A 17421-nucleotide genomic window follows, 5' to 3' on the forward strand; every position below is an offset into this window, starting at 1 on the left:
GGTCCCTGTGAAGGGGTCGTGCAGACTGGCCCGATGCGTACGGAACTCATCTCACGACCGGGTGACGCCGAGTGGCCCAACGAGGACTTCGCGAGCGTCGGGCTTCCGGCCTCCGGGCAGGGCGGTTCGCTCGTCGTGCTGGACGGGGTGACGCCGCCGAGGGACGGGACCGGCTGCCTGCATACCGTCCCCTGGTTCACCGCGCGCCTCGGCGGTGCGCTGACCGAACTGACCGTTTCACTCCCGGATGTTCCCCTCGCCGACGCCCTCTCCCGCGCCATCGCGCGTACCGCCGAGGCACACGCCGCAACCTGTGAGCTTTCTCACCCTCGAACCCCTCAGGCGACGGTCGTCCTGGCGCGCTGGTCCCCGCGGGCGGTGGAGTACCTGGTCCTGTCCGACTCGGCCCTGCTGGTGGAGTCCCCCGACGGCACGGTGACGGCCGTCCTCGACGACCGGCTGGCCCGGCTGCCCCGCTCGGCCCTGGCCACGGACGCGGTGATCGACGCGACCCTGCGCAACAAGGAGGGCGGCTTCTTCACGGCCGCCGCCGACCCGGCGGTCGTGTCCCGGGCGGTGACGGGGGAGCTGCCGCGCGAGGAGGTGCGGTCGCTGCTCGCCCTGACGGACGGGGCGGCGCGCTGGGTGGAGCGGTTCGGGGAGGGCGACTGGGCGGACTGCCTCGGCCTCGTACGCAAGGAGGGTGCGGAGGCGCTGGTGGACCGGGTACGGGATCTGGAACGCGCGGACGCGGACGCGGGCCGGCCCCTCCTGGAACGGAGCAAGACCCACGACGACGCGACGGCGGTCTACGCGGAACTGTGAGCCGCCCTCCCGTGGACCGGCCTCCGGGCCGAGCGGGAACCCGGGGGGCCGCCCGGAGGCCGAGCGGGAACTCGGGGGGCCACCCCGAGGCCGAGCAGGAGCCGAAGCCGCGCTCCGGGCCGAGCAGGAGCCGGAGCCGCACTCCGGGCCGAGCAGGGACCCGGAGTCCCGCCCCATGGCCGAGCACGGGCGCCGACCGCTCTCGGCCGCGTCGGCCGCTCCGAGCGCTGCGGCCTCCGGGTGCGCGCCGGCTTTCCGCACCGCGTCGGCCGGCCCGAGCCCGCCGGACCCGCGGAACGCGTCGGCCGGCCCGAGCCCGGGCGGACCCTCGGGCCGCGTCGGCCCGGGCCCGGTCTACTTCTCCATCCCCCGGTTCAGCTCGTGCAGCAGCCGTGCCAGTTCCGCCACCGCCTTCGGGTCCCAGTCGGCGAGTCGGCGGGCGTAGCGGGCGCGGCGGGCCTCGCGCACCCGGCTGACCCGGTCGTGGCCCTCCTGGGTGAGGGTGATCAGCCAGGCGCGGCCGTCGGCGGGGTCGGGCTCGCGGGTGACGAGCCCGAGTTCCTCCAGGGCCCGCAGCTGGCGGGACATCGTCGCCTTGCCGACGCCGACGAAGGCGGCGAGTTCCGTGGCCCGCTGGCGACCGCACTCCCCCAGCCGGACCAGCAGCCCGTACGCCGACGACTCCAGATCCGGATGGACCTCCCGGGCCATCTCGCCCTGGTTGGCCCGGGCACGGCGCAGCAGCACCGTCAACTCACGTTCCAGCGCCAGGAATTCGGGCTGGTCCACACCACTTGCGGACAGCTCGGGTTCGGCCTCCCGTCCGCCGCCGTTTCCCTCTTCGTGCACGTCAGCCCCTGCCTCGGTTTTCCGATCCCTGAAAGTTTCCGCCACCCGCCGTCATCGCCGCAGCTCGGCAAGTATTTCGCAGGCTTAGACCAACGGCAGCTCCCGGCCCCTCTTCCCAGCGGCTTGTCTACGTGCGTAGCTTCTTGAGCAGGCAAGTACTGGCATGCCCACGACATCAATGTCGTTTCCCCTGCTCTCCCCCACGAAGCCTTCGGAGGCACGTCATGCCCGTGCACAGATCCGGCTCCATCCGCTTACGCACCCTCGCGGCGGCCGTCGCGGTGCTGCTCGCCGCCCTGGCCCTCACCCTCCCCGGCTCCGCCCGGGCCGCCGACGTCCCGCCCCGCGGCTCCGCCCACATGGGCATGGGCGTCCTGGAGCACGACGGGCAGCACGGCACGCCCGTCCCCGGCGACGCCACCCAGACCGAGGGGGTGGACGTCTCCGGCCACCAGGGCAACGTCGCCTGGTCCTCCCTGTGGAGCAGCGGGGTCAAGTGGGCCTACGTCAAGGCCACCGAGGGGACGTACTACCGCAATCCCTACTTCGCCCAGCAGTACAACGGCTCCTACAACGTCGGCATGATCCGCGGCGCCTACCACTTCGCCACCCCGGACACCACCAGCGGCGCCGCCCAGGCCCACTACTTCGTCGACCACGGCGGCGGCTGGTCCCGCGACGGCAAGACGCTGCCCGGCGCCCTGGACATCGAGTGGAACCCGTACGGCGCCGCCTGCTACGGCAAGACCCAGAGCCAGATGGTCTCCTGGATCCGCGACTTCCTGAACACCTACAAGGCCCGCACCGGCCGGGACGCCGTGATCTACACGGCCACCAGCTGGTGGACCCAGTGCACCGGCAACTACGGCGGCTTCGCGGCGAACAACCCGCTGTGGATCGCCCGGTACGCCTCGTCGGTGGGCACGCTCCCGGCCGGCTGGCCCTACTACACGATGTGGCAGTACACCTCGTCCGGTCCGATCGTGGGCGACCACAACCGGTTCAACGGGGCGCTGGACCGGGTCCGCGCGCTGGCCAACGGCTGACCCGCCGCCCGCCCGCCGCACCCGCACGGGAAGGCCCGGGCCTCCCTCACGGGACCCGGGCCTTCCCTCGTCCGGCCGCGCGGGCCGGGCCCGCTGACGGCCACAGCCGTCACGCAGCGACCGGGACCTGCTGCTCCGCCCCGTTCACGGCCGGGGACAGGGCCAGCTCCAGGACCTGGCGGACGTCGGTCACGGGGTGGACGTCGAGCTTGTCCAGCACCTCGGCCGGGACGTCGTCCAGGTCGGGCTCGTTGCGCTTGGGGATGACCACCGTGGTGATGCCCGCCCGGTGCGCCGCGAGCAGCTTCTGCTTCACCCCGCCGATCGGCAGCACCCGGCCGGTCAGCGAGACCTCACCGGTCATCGCCACGTCGGTGCGGACCAGCCGGCCGGACAGCAGCGAGGCGAGGGCCGTGGTCATGGTGATGCCGGCGCTCGGGCCGTCCTTGGGGACCGCGCCCGCCGGGAAGTGGATGTGCACGCCCCGGTCCTTCAGATCGGCCACCGGCAGTTCCAGTTCGGCTCCGTGGCTGCGCAGGAAGCTCAACGCGATCTGCGCCGACTCCTTCATCACGTCCCCGAGCTGGCCGGTGAGCGTCAGGCCGGCCGCCCCGGTCTCCGGGTCGGCGAGGGAGGCCTCGACGTACAGCACGTCACCGCCCGCGCCCGTCACCGCCAGGCCGGTGGCCACGCCCGGCACGGAGGTGCGGCGCTCGGCCGGGTCCTGGGCGGACTCGGGCACGTGGTGCGGCCGGCCGATCAGCGCGCGCAGGTCGGCGTCGGTGACGGTGAACGGCAGCTCCCGCTCGCCCAGTTCGCTCTGGGCCGCGACCTTGCGCAGCAGCCGGGCGACGGACCGCTCCAGATTGCGCACCCCGGCCTCGCGCGTGTACTCGCCGGCCAGCTTGCGCAGGGCGCCCTCGTCGACGGTGACCTCGTCCTTGTCCAGGCCCGCCCGCTCCAGCTGGCGCGGCACCAGGTGGTCCCGGGCGATGACGATCTTCTCGTCCTCGGTGTAGCCGTCGAGCCGGACCAGCTCCATGCGGTCGCGCAGGGCCTCCGGGATGGCCTCCAGGACGTTGGCGGTGGCGAGGAAGACGACGTCGCTCAGGTCGAGCTCCACCTCCAGGTAGTGGTCCCGGAAGGTGTGGTTCTGCGCGGGGTCCAGGACCTCCAGCAGCGCCGCGGCCGGGTCGCCCCGGAAGTCCGAGCCGACCTTGTCGATCTCGTCCAGCAGAACGACCGGGTTCATCGATCCGGCCTCCTTGACGGCGCGCACGATCCGGCCGGGCAGCGCGCCGACGTACGTACGCCGGTGGCCGCGGATCTCGGCCTCGTCGCGGACGCCGCCGAGGGCGACCCGGACGAACTTGCGGCCCATCGCGTGGGCGACGGACTCGCCGAGCGAGGTCTTGCCGACGCCGGGCGGGCCGACCAGGGCGAGCACGGCGCCGCCCCGACGGCCGCCGACGACGCCCAGGCCGCGGTCGGTGCGCCGCTTGCGGACCGCCAGGTACTCGGTGATCCGCTCCTTGACGTCGTCCAGGCCCGCGTGCTCGGCATCCAGGACGGCCTTGGCGCCCTGGATGTCGTAGGCGTCCTCGGTGCGCTCGTTCCACGGCAGTTCGAGGACGGTGTCGAGCCAGGTGCGGATCCAGGAGCCCTCCGGCGACTGGTCGGAGGCGCGCTCCAGCTTGTCGACCTCCTTCAGGGCGGCCTCGCGGACCTTCTCGGGGAGATCGGCCGCCTCGACGCGGGCGCGGTAGTCGTCGGACTCCTCGCCCTCCTTCTCCCCGTTCAGCTCCCGCAGTTCCTTGCGGACGGCTTCGAGCTGACGGCGCAGCAGGAACTCCCGCTGCTGCTTGTCGACGCCTTCCTGGACGTCCTTGGCGATGGTCTCGGCGACGTCCTGCTCGGCGAGGTGGTCGCGCAGCTGGCGGGTGGCGAGCCGCAGGCGGGCGACCGGGTCGGTGGTCTCCAGCAGCTCGACCTTCTGGTCGGTGGTCAGGAACGGCGAGTAGCCGGAGTTGTCGGCGAGCGCGGAGACGTCGTCGATGGCCTGGACGCGGTCGACGACCTGCCAGGCGCCGCGCTTGCGGAGCCAGGCGGTGGCGAGCGCCTTGTACTCCTTCACCAGTTCGGCGACCTGGCCGGGCAGCGGATCGGGCCCGCTCTCGTCGATCCGCGTGCCCTCGACCCACAGCGCGGCGCCGGGCCCAGTGGTGCCGGCGCCGATCCGCACGCGGCCGCGGCCACGGATGAGGGCACCCGGGTCGCCGTCGGCCAGCCGGCCCACCTGCTCGACGGTGCCCAGCACGCCGGTCTTCGCGTACGTGCCGTCGATGCGGGGCACGAGCAGCACCCGGGGCTTGCCGGGCTCGGACCGGGCGGCGGCCTGGGCGGCCTCCACCGCGGCGCGGACCTCGGAGTCGCTCAGGTCCAGCGGGACCACCATCCCGGGCAGCACGACCTCGTCGTCGAGCGGCAGCACGGGCAGGGTGAGCGGTGTGAACTCCGTGGACTCAGCAGCCATGATCTCCCCTTCGGCAGTCAAGTTGAGTTATGCCGACTCAATGCTTGGGGAGCGCCGATTGTTCCCCCGACCCTGTTCGCTCTGGGCGATCACCACTGCCGGGCGGGACAACGGGACAGCGGGACAGCGGGACAACGGGACAGCGGGACAACGGTGGCCGGTGCCGGCGAAACCCCGGAGCGCCCTCCGGAGTTCGCGGTTCCGTCAACAAATCGTCAGTGGAGTGCCAGGATGACGGAATGTCCCTCACGTACGACATCCCCGAAGTCCTGGACCGTCGTGAAGGCCCCTACGGCGAGGTCGTGCTGCGCCGGCACGGCGGTCTGCTGCAGATCATCGCCAACGGCTGCTTCCTGATGGACACCTCCGACGGCCGCTCCGAGCGCCGGCTCGTCGACGCGGCACTCACCGCGCTGGACACCGCCGGCGGGCGCCCGGCGCCGCGCCTGCTGATCGGCGGCCTGGGCGTCGGGTTCTCGCTGGCGCATGCAGCCGCGAATTCCCGCTGGGGCCGCATCACGGTCGTCGAGCGGGAACGGGCCGTCGTCGACTGGCACCGCGCGGGCCCCCTGTCCGAGCTGACCCGCCAGGCCCTGGCCGACCCGCGCACGGAGGTCGTCGAGGCGGACCTGACCGAGTACGTCAATGAGACATCCGCCACGTACGACGCCCTGTGCCTCGACATCGACAACGGCCCCGGCTGGACCGTCACCGAGGGCAACGGCGTGCTGTACGCACCGGCCGGACTGGCCGCCTGCGCACGGGTCTTGAGCCCGGGCGGCGTGCTCGCCGTGTGGTCGGCGCAGCCCTCTCCGGAATTCGAAGAAACCTTGCGTAATGCCGGGTTCCAGCGGGTGCGTACCGAAGAGATCCCCGTTGCCCGGGGCGTTCCGGACGTCGTGCATCTCGGCGTCGGACCTGGATAGCAAAGGCCCGGTGAGTCCCCGTACGCTGCTGCCCTGACGCGGTCATTCAAGCGTCAATCGCAGTCATGCGCACACGAGGGATCACCCCACTGATCCCGGCACGGCACACCTTCAGGGGCGGGCGATGGAGCAGACACAGACCTCCCACAACGGCACGGCGGCGACCCCGGGCGCGCAGCGCCGGGTGCTCGTGGTCGAGGACGACCAGACGATCGTCGACGCCATCGCGACCCGCCTGCGCGCCGAGGGATTCCTGGTGCAAACGGCGGGTGACGGCCCGGCCGCCGTCGACACGGCCGAGGCCTGGCAGCCCGACCTGCTGATCCTCGACATCATGCTGCCCGGCTTCGACGGCCTGGAGGTCTGCCGTCGGGTGCAGGCCGCCCGCCCGGTGCCGGTGCTGATGCTCACCGCCCGCGACGACGAGACGGACATGCTGGTCGGCCTCGGCGTCGGCGCCGACGACTACATGACCAAACCGTTCTCCATGCGGGAGCTGGCCGCACGGGTGCACGTGCTGCTGCGTCGCGTGGAGCGGGCCGCGCTGGCCGCCACGACCCCGCGCAGCGGCATCCTGCGCCTCGGCGAACTGGAGATCGACCACGCCCAGCGCCGGGTACGGGTGCGCAGCGAGGACGTGCACCTCACGCCCACCGAGTTCGACCTGCTGGTGTGCCTGGCGAACACCCCGCGCGCGGTGCTCTCGCGCGAGCAGCTGCTGGCCGAGGTGTGGGACTGGGCGGACGCCTCCGGGACCCGGACCGTCGACAGCCACATCAAGGCGCTGCGCCGGAAGATCGGCGCCGAGCGGATCCGTACGGTGCACGGCGTGGGCTACGCGCTGGAGACGCCGACGCCATGAGCCAGGGGCGGCAGGCCGCACGGAGGAGCCCCGGGGATCCCTGGGGCGGCGTACGCCCGTTCTCGATCAAGACCAAGCTGGGCGCCCTGGTCGTCACCTCGGTGCTGATCACCACCGGCCTGTCGGTGATCGCGGTGCACACCAAGACCGAGCTGCGCTTCATCACGGTCTTCTCGATGATCGCCACGCTGCTGATCACGCAGTTCGTGGCGCACTCGCTGACCGCGCCGCTGGACGAGATGAACGCGGTGGCCCGGTCGATCTCGCACGGCGACTACACCCGCCGGGTGCGCGAGAACCGCCGTGACGAGCTGGGCGACCTCGCCGTCACCATCAACCGCATGGCCGACGACCTGGAGGCCCAGGACCGCCAGCGCAAGGAGCTGGTGGCCAACGTCTCGCACGAACTGCGCACCCCCATCGCGGGCCTGCGCGCGGTGCTGGAGAACATCGTCGACGGGGTGACCGAGGCCGACCCGGAGACCATGCGGACGGCGCTGAGCCAGACCGAGCGGCTCGGCCGGCTGGTGGAGACCCTGCTGGACCTCTCGCGCCTCGACAACGGCGTCGTACCGCTGCGCAAGCGGCGCTTCGAGGTGTGGCCGTACCTGTCCGGGGTGCTGAAGGAGGCCAACATGGTCGCCTCGGCCCGTGCGGGCATCGCCTCCGGCTCCGGCAGCCACACCCGCACCGACGTCCATCTGCACCTCGACGTCACCCCGCCGGAGCTGACCGCGCACGCCGACCCCGAGCGCATCCACCAGGTGGTCGCCAACCTCATCGACAACGCGGTCAAGCACAGCCCGCCGCACGGCCGGGTGACCGTCCGGGCGCGGCGCGGGTCCCTGCCGGAGTCGCTGGAGCTGGAGGTCCTGGACGAGGGCCCCGGCATCCCCCGGTCCGAGTGGCACCGGGTGTTCGAGCGGTTCAACCGGGGGTCGGTCAACCGGCCGCACGGTCCGGGCAGCGACGGCGGTACGGGGCTGGGCCTGGCGATCGCCCGGTGGGCGGTGGATCTCCACGGCGGCCGGATCGGAGTGGCCGAATCCGAGCGCGGTTGCCGGATTCTTGTCACCCTTCCGGGTCAGCGTTCTGTGCCAAGTTGACGTAAAGTTCGAAGCGGAGCCTCAAGATCCACCGGCGTCCGCGCTGGCGGACACGTGTGATCAGGCACAGGCCCGCGCGGACCCCGCGCCGGGTGCGGGTACCCCCTTCCCTGCTGACCCAGAACCTCGCTTGTTTCCCGCCATTTCCGAGCCCGAAACACGCGCTGAGATGTGACTTACGCGACGATGAACGGGCCCGGCCTGACCTTCCCGGCCTTGGAGGCGTAGCCTTTATTCCCGCTGTCCATCACCTTGTGAAGCGGAAGAGGGCGGTTGCCGCCGTGTCGCCACAGTCCCCCAGTAACTCGAGCATCTCGACCGACACCGACCAAGCGGGCAAGAACCCCGCGGCCGCGTTCGGTCCCAACGAGTGGCTCGTCGACGAGATCTATCAGCAGTACCTCCAGGACCCCAATTCGGTGGACCGAGCCTGGTGGGACTTCTTCGCCGACTACAAGCCCGGGGCGGCCGCCGCCCAGGCTGCGTCGGGGACAGCGGCCACGGGGGCCGCGGAGACCACCGGCACTGCACGGTCCGCCCCGGCGGCCGAGCCGGCCCCCGCGCCGGCGGCTCAGCCGGCCGCCGCGCCGAAGCCCGCCGCACAGGCCCCGGCCGCCAAGCCCGCCCAGACGGCTCCCGCCGCCCCGCAGGCGAAGCCCGCCGCCAAGGCGCAGCCGAAGGCCGCGCCCGCCAAGGACGCCGGCAAGGACGCCGCGGAGCCCGCCGAGGGCCCCGATCTGGTCACGCTGCGCGGTCCCGCCGCCGCCGTCGCGAAGAACATGGACGCCTCGCTGGAGATGCCGACGGCCACGTCCGTCCGCGCGGTCCCGGTGAAGCTGCTGTTCGACAACCGCATCGTCATCAACAACCACCTCAAGCGCGCCCGCGGCGGGAAGATCTCCTTCACGCACATCATCGGGTACGCGATGGTGCAGGCGATCAAGGCGATGCCGTCGATGAACTGGTCGTACCAGATCAAGGACGGCAAGCCGACCCTGGTCAAGCCCGACCACGTCAACCTCGGCCTCGCCATCGACCTGGTCAAGCCGAACGGCGACCGGCAGCTGGTCGTCGCGGCGATCAAGAAGGCCGAGACGCTGAACTTCTTCGAGTTCTGGCAGGCCTACGAGGACATCGTCCGTCGCGCCCGCGACAACAAGCTGACGATGGACGACTTCACCGGCGTCACGGTCTCCCTGACCAACCCCGGCGGCCTCGGCACCGTCCACTCGGTCCCGCGCCTGATGCCGGGCCAGTCGGTGATCATGGGCGTCGGCTCCATGGACTACCCGGCCGAGTTCCAGGGCACCTCCCAGGACACCCTGAACAAGCTGGGCATCTCCAAGGTCATGACGCTGACGTCGACCTACGACCACCGCGTCATCCAGGGCGCCGCGTCCGGCGAGTTCCTGCGCCAGGTCGCCAACCTCCTGCTCGGCGAGAACGACTTCTACGACGAGATCTTCGAGGCCCTGCGCATCCCCTACGAGCCGGTCCGCTGGCTCAAGGACATCGACGCCAGCCACGACGACGACGTCACGAAGGCCGCCCGCGTCTTCGAGCTGATCCACTCATACCGGGTCCGCGGCCACGTCATGGCCGACACCGACCCGCTGGAGTACCAGCAGCGCAAGCACCCCGACCTGGACATCACCGAGCACGGGCTCACCCTGTGGGACCTGGAGCGCGAGTTCGCCGTCGGCGGCTTCGCCGGCAAGTCGATGATGAAGCTGCGCGACATCCTGGGCGTGCTGCGCGACTCGTACTGCCGCACCACCGGCATCGAGTTCATGCACATCCAGGACCCCAAGCAGCGCAAGTGGATCCAGGACCGGGTGGAGCGCCCGCACTCCAAGCCGGAGCGCGAGGAGCAGCTGCGCATCCTGCGCCGGCTGAACGCCGCCGAGGCGTTCGAGACGTTCCTCCAGACCAAGTACGTCGGCCAGAAGCGGTTCTCCCTGGAGGGCGGCGAGTCCGTCATCCCGCTGCTGGACGCGGTCCTGGACTCGGCCGCCGAGTCCCGCCTGGACGAGGTCGTCGTCGGCATGGCCCACCGCGGCCGGCTGAACGTCCTCGCCAACATCGTCGGCAAGTCGTACGCGCAGATCTTCCGCGAGTTCGAGGGCAACCTCGACCCGAAGTCGATGCACGGCTCCGGTGACGTGAAGTACCACCTGGGCGCCGAGGGCACCTTCACCGGCCTGGACGGCGAGCAGATCAAGGTCTCGCTGGTCGCCAACCCCTCGCACCTGGAGGCGGTCGACCCAGTCCTGGAGGGCGTCGCCCGCGCCAAGCAGGACATCATCAACAAGGGCGGCACGGACTTCACCGTCCTGCCGGTGGCGATCCACGGCGACGCGGCCTTCGCCGGCCAGGGCGTGGTGGCCGAGACCCTGAACATGTCGCAGCTGCGCGGCTACCGCACCGGCGGCACGGTCCACATCGTCATCAACAACCAGGTCGGCTTCACGGCCGCGCCGGAGTCCTCGCGTTCGTCGATGTACGCCACGGACGTGGCGCGGATGATCGAGGCCCCGATCTTCCACGTCAACGGCGACGACCCGGAGGCCTGCGTCCGCGTGGCGCGGCTGGCCTTCGAGTTCCGCCAGGCCTTCAACAAGGACGTGGTGATCGACCTCATCTGCTACCGCCGCCGCGGTCACAACGAGTCGGACAACCCGGCCTTCACCCAGCCGCTGATGTACGACCTGATCGACAAGAAGCGCTCGGTGCGCAAGCTGTACACCGAGTCCCTCATCGGTCGCGGCGACATCACCCTGGAAGAGGCCGAGCAGGCGCTGCAGGACTACCAGGGCCAGCTGGAGAAGGTCTTCACCGAGGTCCGCGAGGCCACCTCGCAGCCGTCGGCCGTGGAGCCCTCCGAACCGCAGGCGGAGTTCCCGGTCGCCGTGAACACCGCGGTGACCACGGAGGTCGTCAAGCGGATCGCCGAGTCCCAGGTCAACATCCCCGACCACATCACCATCCACCCGCGCCTGCTGCCGCAGCTCCAGCGCCGGGCGGCCATGGTCGAGGACGACACGATCGACTGGGGCATGGGCGAGACCCTCGCCGTCGGTTCCCTGCTGCTGGAGGGCGTCCCGGTCCGCCTGGCCGGCCAGGACTCCCAGCGCGGCACCTTCGGCCAGCGGCACGCGGTCGTCATCGACCGGGAGACCGGCGACGAGTTCACGCCGCTGCTGCACCTGTCCGAGGACCAGGCCCGGTACAACGTCTACAACTCCCTGCTCTCCGAGTACGCGGCGATGGGCTTCGAGTACGGCTACTCGCTGGCCCGTCCGAACGCACTGGTGATGTGGGAGGCGCAGTTCGGCGACTTCGTCAACGGCGCGCAGACGGTCGTGGACGAGTTCATCTCGTCGGCGGAGCAGAAGTGGGCCCAGACCTCCGGTGTGGTCCTGCTCCTCCCGCACGGCTACGAGGGCCAGGGCCCGGACCACTCCTCGGCCCGCCCGGAGCGCTTCCTCCAGCTGTGCGCGCAGAACAACATGACGGTCGCGATGCCGACCCTGCCGTCGAACTACTTCCACCTCCTGCGCTGGCAGGTGCACAACCCGCACCACAAGCCGCTGGTCGTCTTCACCCCGAAGTCGATGCTGCGTCTGAAGGCGGCGGCGTCGAAGGCGGAGGAGTTCACCACGGGCCAGTTCCGCCCGGTCATCGGCGACGACTCGGTCGACCCGGCCGCGGTCAAGAAGGTCGTCTTCTGCGCCGGCAAGGTCTACTACGACCTGGAGGCCGAGCGGAAGAAGCGCGGCGTGACGGACACGGCGATCATCCGCATCGAGCGTCTGTACCCGCTGCCGGGTGCCGAGCTCCAGGCGGAGATCGGCAAGTACCCGAACGCCGAGAAGTACCTGTGGGCCCAGGAGGAGCCGGCGAACCAGGGTGCCTGGCCGTTCATCGCGCTCAACCTGATCGACCACCTGGACCTGGCGGTCGGCGCCGACGTGCCGCACGGCGAGCGCCTGCGCCGCATCTCGCGTCCGCACAGCTCGTCCCCGGCCGTCGGTTCCGCCAAGCGGCACCAGGCGGAGCAGGAGCAGCTGGTGCGTGAGGTGTTCGAGGCGTGAGCCGCTGAACAACCCCTGACGGGCGAGGGCCCGGTTCCGGAGAACTCCGGGGCCGGGCCCTCCGGCTGCGCGGCCGGAGCGGCCGGACGGCCGGGGTTCGAGTCCCGGTACGGGCGCCGGCGCCGCAGGATCGCCCCGGTCTGTGGGGGCAGGTGCCGAACAGGCCTCACCCACGTCGGTCGCAGGCGACCCCACCGGCCGCACGGTCCGGCCGGGGCGGCGCACCGCCTACCCTGGAGGGGTAGATCCGTGGGCTCGTCCCGTCCGCATCAGGAGCAAGAGTTGTACTTCACCGACCGTGGCATCGAGGAACTGGAGAAGCGGCGCGGCGAGGAGGGGATCACCTTCGAGTGGCTCGCCGAGCAGCTGCGGACCTTCGTCGACCTCAACCCGGACTTCGAGGTGCCGGTGGAGCGCCTGGCGACGTGGCTGGCGCGACTGGACGACGAGGACGACGAGTAGGCCGGCGGGTTTGCAGGGCTCCGGAGGAGCTGTCGGCGCTCCGGGGGCTGTCGTCTGCCGAGGGCTGCGGAGGAACTGTCGAGGCTCCGGGGGGCGGGGCTGTCGTCCGCCGAGGGCTCCGAGGGCCCGTCATGGGCCCCGTCGCGGGTGGGAGCGGGTCACGGTCCCGGAAGTCGGCCGGCTCCCCCGCACATGCGCCGGGAACCGCGACCGCCTCGGGTCAAGGGCGGGCCCCGCCGACGGGCGCTAGATGCCCGGTCGTGCCCGGGCAGGGGGGCACCCGCGCGTGTGAGTCGTCCGGTCACGGCGCGCACGCCCGGACGTGCGAAGTCGCCCGGTCAGGGCTCCGGTCAGGCGCTACGCGCACGCGCACGCGTGATGTCGTACGTGAGCCCGAGCGCGCCGTGGGCCAGGAGGAGCAGGCCCGCCGCGACCCAGCCGCCGCTGCGGCGTCGTGCGCCGAAGGCGGTGAGCGGCAGGCCCGCCGCCACCTGGGCCAGCGCCAGGGCCCGCGCCCTCGGACCGCCCGCGCCGGGCAGCCAGGGGCCGACGCGGCCGCCCCCGACCGCGTCGAGCTGCGCACGGACCGCCTCACGCCCCGCCGGCCGCTCGACCTGCCGGACGTCGCGCGCGCCATGGACGGCCGCACGGAGCCGGTCGGCGGGTTCGCCGGGGGCGAGCCCCCCGGGAAGGGTGAGGCCCGCACGCGTGAGGACCGCCAGCAGGCCGCGCAGGCGGGCGCGGGCGTCGGACCCGGCGTCGGCCCGGGTGAGGCGGTCGAGGTCCTGGACGTCCAGGACCGGGTCCAGCCCCAGACGGGCCGCGAAGGTCCGCATCGCCTCGGCCTCGCCGGCCGGGGTGCCGTTCGCCAGCCACACGTAGCCGACGGATCGGCGGAAGCCGGCGGCGAGGGTGAATCCGGCCCAGTCGGCGTCCCACCACAGGGCGAGCACCGGCCAGGGGGCGCCGACGGCGAGCGCCGCGGCCCACCCGGAGAGCACGCGGTCGACCGGTTCCCGGCCGTCCCGCCAGGGCCCGTCCTCCGGCACGAGCACGCTCCACTCCTCGCCGGCCGGGGCGAGGAGCATCGGCGCGCGCAGCAGCGGGGCCACGGGCGCGACGGAGTCCGGCTCCGCCCGGCACAGCAGCAGGGCGCCGGCGGCGGCCGGGCCGCCACGCGGAAGCTCATCCGTCGGCATGGTCACAAACTAGGCCAATCCGCCCGTCAGCACGGATCGGTGATCACCAGAACGGGTGTCTTGACTTTCGAAGGGCGCGATATATCGTGATTGGAGCAGGACGCGATATGGCGCGTTGAGCGTTGGTCCAGGAGGTCTGCACGATGTCCCAGTGGTCCGTCACAGAGGCCAGGAAGCTCACCTTCGACGACCCCGTGAGCACCCTCCAGGTACGCATCGTCAACGGAACGGTGAACGTGGTGGGCACGGACGAGGGTTCCGCCCGCCTGGAGGTCTCCGAGATCGAGGGCCCGCCACTGACCGTCACCCAGCAGGGCGGCACCCTCACGGTGGCCTACGAGGACCTGCCCTGGAAGGGCTTCCTCAAGTGGCTGGACCACAAGGGCTGGCGCCGCAGCGCGGTGGTCTCCCTGGCCGTCCCGGCGGGCACCCGCGTGGAGGTGGGCGTCGTCAGCGCCGCGGCCGTCGTCTCCGGGATCGAGGGGGGCACGGAGGTCAGGGGCGTCTCGGGGGACACCACCCTGGTGGGCCTCGCGGGCCCGGTGCGCGCGGACACGGTCTCCGGGAGCGTGGAGGCCCAGGCCCTCGCCGGTGACCTTCGCTTCAACTCCGTCTCCGGGGACCTGACGGTCGTGGAGGCCGGCTCCTCCGTCCGGGCCGACTCGGTGAGCGGTTCGATGATCGTCGACCTCGACCCGGCCGGCCGGCCCACCGACATCGGCCTGACCAGCGTCTCGGGCGAGATCGCCATCCGGCTGCCGCACCCACCCGACGCCCGGGTGGAGGCGAACACCGCGAGCGGCACGGTCTCCAGTGCCTTCGAGGACCTCCGGGTCACCGGGCAGTGGGGTGCCAAGCGGATCACCGGCCGGCTCGGCGCGGGCAACGGCCGGCTGAAGGCGACCACGGTCTCCGGTTCGATCGCCCTGCTGCGCCGCCCACCGGCGGAGGAGGGGCCGTGGGACGACTCGGGGGACAATTCCGTTGCCGGCCGGGACCAGGGCGCCGCGGGCGCCCCGGCCGACGGTCCGACCGACAAGAAGGTGCTCTGACATGCCTCCCGTCTTCGCCCACGGCCGCCTCCGCCTCTACCTCCTCAAGCTGCTGGACGAGGCCCCGCGCCACGGCTACGAGGTGATCCGCCTACTCGAAGAGCGCTTCCAGGGCCTGTACGCGCCCTCGGCGGGCACGGTCTACCCGCGTCTGGCCAAGCTGGAGGCCGAAGGGCTGGTCACCCACACCACCGAGGGCGGCCGCAAGGTGTACTCCATCACGGACGCCGGCCGCGCCGAACTGGCCGACAGAAGCGGTGAGCTGGCCGACCTGGAGCTGGAGATCCGGGAGTCGGTCGCCGAGCTGGCCGCCGAGATCCGGGCCGATGTGCGGGGCGCGGCGGGCGACCTGCGCCGGGAGATGCGGGCGGCGGCCTCCGAGGCCCGCCGGGGTGCGGGGTCCGAGGCGCACGAGGAACCGGGCGGTGGCCGTGTCTCCGGGGACTTCGGCGACATCGGCGACATCGGCGAGAAGGAGGCGTGGCGCATCGCCAAGGAGGAGATGCGCCGCGTCAAGCAGGAGTGGAAGGAGCAGGCCCGGCGCGCCAAGGACGAGAGCCGGCGGGCCCGCGAGGAGGCCCAGCGGGCGCGGCACCAGGCCAAGGAGGCGCAGGAGCGGGCCCGGGCCCAGGCCCAGGAGGAGGTGCAGCGCATCGCCCGGCGGGTCCAGGAGCAGGTACAGGACCATTTCACCCGCGGCGACTGGCCGACGGGCCTGCGCGAGGGTCTGGCGGAACTGGCCAGGGAATTCGGCGAGTTCGGCAAGGATTTCGGCGGCAACCGCGCCGGAAGGGCCGCCGACGCCCCGGTCGCCCGCCCGGAGTACTCCGACACCCCCGAGGACTTCCCGGCCGGCTACGCACCGTCCTGGGCGCAGGAGAACGCCGCCGACTCCACCGGCGACCCGGCCCGCGACCTGGATCGCCTGCTGGACCGCTTCCGGGACGACATCCGCGACGCGGCCCGGGACCACGGCGTCACCTCCGACCAACTCCGTGACGCCCGCCGCCACCTGTCCACGGCGGCGGCCCACATCGGAGCGATCCTGCGCGCCCCCAGGCCCTGACCCGGCCACCGGCACCACCGGCGAACGCGCCTCGGCGTCCGGCGCGGCGGCCACCCGCGCCGACGGCCGGCGTCGCAGCCGACGACCGGAGCCGGGCGTCGCCCCACCCTGCGACGTCCACCCACCCCGGGGCGCCACCGCGCACGGCGGCGTGACCGCGTGCGCCTGGCGGAGGTGGCACCGCGCGTCAGCGCACCACGCGACCGGGCAACCCGGCAACCCGGCGACCGGGCAACCGGGCAACCGGGCAACCGGCGGCGATGCAACCAACACCCGCCTCACGCCACCGTGACCGACGTGGCCGGCCAAGCCCCGCACCCGGGTCACGCCCAGGCACCCGGGCGACCACGGCGACGTACCCAGCACCCCGGCCACCGCACCGCAACCGGCACCCCGCCCACCGGCGGTGACCGGCACCCGCACCCCACGGCATGACGCCCCACACCACCCCACGGCACCGCACCGCACACACCCGCCCACCGCGCCGCACCGCGCCCCAGCCCCCCGCAGCCCGACCGGCGAGGTCGGTCAGGGTGCCGGGCCCGCCGCGCCGCCGGGTCATCCCGCCTTGGCCTCCCCGCCACCGCCCAGCACCCTGGTCAGCGACTCGTGGGTCACCCCGCGGTCGGCGAGGACCTCCGCGGGCACGCCGGGGCGGACGGTCAGGGCGAGCAGGATGTGCTCGTCACCGATGTGCCGGTCACGGCGGGCGACGGCGACCCGCAGGGCCTTCTCCAGGACGTCCTTCGCATCGGACCCGAAGCCGGTCCGGCCCGACCACCAGCCCTTGTCCTGCCGGTCGCCGGACATCGCCCCCACGCCGTGCACCTCCTCGGCCCGGGCGACGACCTCCGCGACGTCGATCCCCAGCCCGGCGAGGGCATCGGCCTCGGCCTGCGACAGCCCGGCCCGCCGCCGTGCCTCCGCCAGCGCCTGCCGCACCGCCGCCTCCCCCTCACCGGAGACGCCCAGCGCGGCCAGCGCGAACGAGGCACGGCTGCCCTCCCGATCCAGCAGAGCCAGCAGCAGATGCCCCGCCTCCACGGTCCGCGCCCCTGCGCCCTCGGCAAGTTCGACGGCCCCCTTCACCACCGCACGGGCGTCCTTCGTGAACCGCTCGAACATCAATGCCTCCCGTACTTCTTGTGCACGGCCTGCCTGCTCACTCCGAGTTCCGTGGCGATCTCCTGCCACGACCAGCCCTGCCGGCGCGCGCTGCGCACCTGCACCGCCTCCAGCTGCTCCAGCAGCCTCCGCAGCGCGGCCACGGCCCGCAGCCCGACCCTCGGATCGCGATCACCGGCACGCGCGGCGAGATCCGTTGCTTCACTCATGATGTCAACATAGGTTGACACACCGGCCGACGTCAACCGCAGTTGACAACCAACGTGCTTGCGCGGC

The 17421-nt window shown here is 72.4% G+C and carries 14 protein-coding genes; 9 read left to right on the forward strand and 5 right to left on the reverse strand.

The features are described 5' to 3' along the window. Positions 1-33 precede the first annotated feature (33 nt). Positions 34-825 carry a protein phosphatase 2C domain-containing protein gene (locus ACLGIH_RS10600; protein ID WP_416524986.1) on the forward strand — a complete coding sequence of 264 codons (792 nt, stop codon included), beginning with the start codon at positions 34-36 and terminating at the stop codon, positions 823-825. A gap of 354 nt (positions 826-1179) precedes the next feature. Here ACLGIH_RS10600 and ACLGIH_RS10605 read toward each other — a convergent pair whose 3' ends face one another. Further along, a complete protein-coding gene (locus ACLGIH_RS10605) occupies positions 1180-1674 on the reverse strand; it encodes a MarR family winged helix-turn-helix transcriptional regulator (RefSeq protein ID WP_416524987.1) in 495 nt (164 codons plus the stop codon). A 224-nt stretch (positions 1675-1898) separates the two neighbouring features. On the opposite strand from ACLGIH_RS10605, the gene ACLGIH_RS10610 reads away from it, so the two are divergent. Beyond that, complete coding sequence (locus tag ACLGIH_RS10610) at positions 1899-2720, forward strand: lysozyme (protein WP_416524988.1); 822 nt, start codon at positions 1899-1901, stop codon at positions 2718-2720. Between the two features lie 109 nt (positions 2721-2829). Here the strand turns inward: ACLGIH_RS10610 and lon are convergent, their stop codons facing one another. After that, complete coding sequence (gene lon, locus ACLGIH_RS10615) at positions 2830-5253, reverse strand: endopeptidase La (RefSeq protein ID WP_416524989.1); 2424 nt, start codon at positions 5251-5253, stop codon at positions 2830-2832. A 239-nt stretch (positions 5254-5492) separates the two neighbouring features. On the opposite strand from lon, the gene ACLGIH_RS10620 reads away from it, so the two are divergent. The 5 genes from ACLGIH_RS10620 (at position 5493) to ACLGIH_RS10640 (ending at position 12703) form a co-directional block, all read left to right on the forward strand. Continuing rightward, positions 5493-6179: a spermidine synthase family protein gene (locus ACLGIH_RS10620; RefSeq protein WP_416524990.1), complete on the forward strand. Its 687-nt coding sequence runs from the start codon at positions 5493-5495 to the stop codon at positions 6177-6179. 124 nt (positions 6180-6303) lie between these two features. Beyond that, complete coding sequence (locus tag ACLGIH_RS10625) at positions 6304-7041, forward strand: response regulator transcription factor (protein ID WP_416524991.1); 738 nt, start codon at positions 6304-6306, stop codon at positions 7039-7041. Beyond that, positions 7038-8147: a HAMP domain-containing sensor histidine kinase gene (locus ACLGIH_RS10630; protein WP_416524992.1), complete on the forward strand. Its 1110-nt coding sequence runs from the start codon at positions 7038-7040 to the stop codon at positions 8145-8147. The genes ACLGIH_RS10625 and ACLGIH_RS10630 overlap by 4 nt, the downstream gene beginning before the upstream one ends. 281 nt (positions 8148-8428) lie before the next feature. Then, complete coding sequence (locus ACLGIH_RS10635) at positions 8429-12241, forward strand: multifunctional oxoglutarate decarboxylase/oxoglutarate dehydrogenase thiamine pyrophosphate-binding subunit/dihydrolipoyllysine-residue succinyltransferase subunit (protein WP_416524993.1); 3813 nt, start codon at positions 8429-8431, stop codon at positions 12239-12241. 282 nt (positions 12242-12523) lie between these two features. Then, on the forward strand, positions 12524-12703 hold the full coding sequence (locus ACLGIH_RS10640; RefSeq protein ID WP_416524994.1) for a DUF6104 family protein: 180 nt from the start codon (positions 12524-12526) through the stop codon (positions 12701-12703). 350 nt (positions 12704-13053) lie between these two features. On the opposite strand, the gene ACLGIH_RS10645 is transcribed toward ACLGIH_RS10640, so the two are convergent. After that, entirely contained in the window at positions 13054-13902 is an 849-nt protein-coding gene (locus ACLGIH_RS10645) for a hypothetical protein (protein ID WP_416524995.1), read from the reverse strand. Positions 13903-14045: 143 nt separating this feature from the next. Between ACLGIH_RS10645 and ACLGIH_RS10650 the strand changes: the two genes are divergently transcribed. Beyond that, positions 14046-14954 (forward strand): DUF4097 family beta strand repeat-containing protein, encoded by a 909-nt coding sequence (locus tag ACLGIH_RS10650; protein ID WP_416524996.1) that lies wholly within the window; start codon positions 14046-14048, stop codon positions 14952-14954. Position 14955: 1 nt separating this feature from the next. Further along, entirely contained in the window at positions 14956-16020 is a 1065-nt protein-coding gene (locus ACLGIH_RS10655; protein ID WP_416524997.1) for a PadR family transcriptional regulator, read from the forward strand. A 558-nt stretch (positions 16021-16578) separates the two neighbouring features. Here the strand turns inward: ACLGIH_RS10655 and ACLGIH_RS10660 are convergent. Further along, positions 16579-17145 carry a Clp protease N-terminal domain-containing protein gene (locus tag ACLGIH_RS10660; RefSeq protein WP_416524998.1) on the reverse strand — a complete coding sequence of 189 codons (567 nt, stop codon included), beginning with the start codon at positions 17143-17145 and terminating at the stop codon, positions 16579-16581. After that, on the reverse strand, positions 17145-17354 hold the full coding sequence (locus ACLGIH_RS10665) for a helix-turn-helix domain-containing protein (RefSeq protein ID WP_416524999.1): 210 nt from the start codon (positions 17352-17354) through the stop codon (positions 17145-17147). The genes ACLGIH_RS10660 and ACLGIH_RS10665 overlap by 1 nt, the downstream gene beginning before the upstream one ends. Positions 17355-17421 lie beyond the last annotated feature (67 nt).

The sequence above is a fragment of the Streptomyces hamibioticus genome, from assembly GCF_047946815.1.
Taxonomy (GTDB): domain Bacteria; phylum Actinomycetota; class Actinomycetes; order Streptomycetales; family Streptomycetaceae; genus Streptomyces.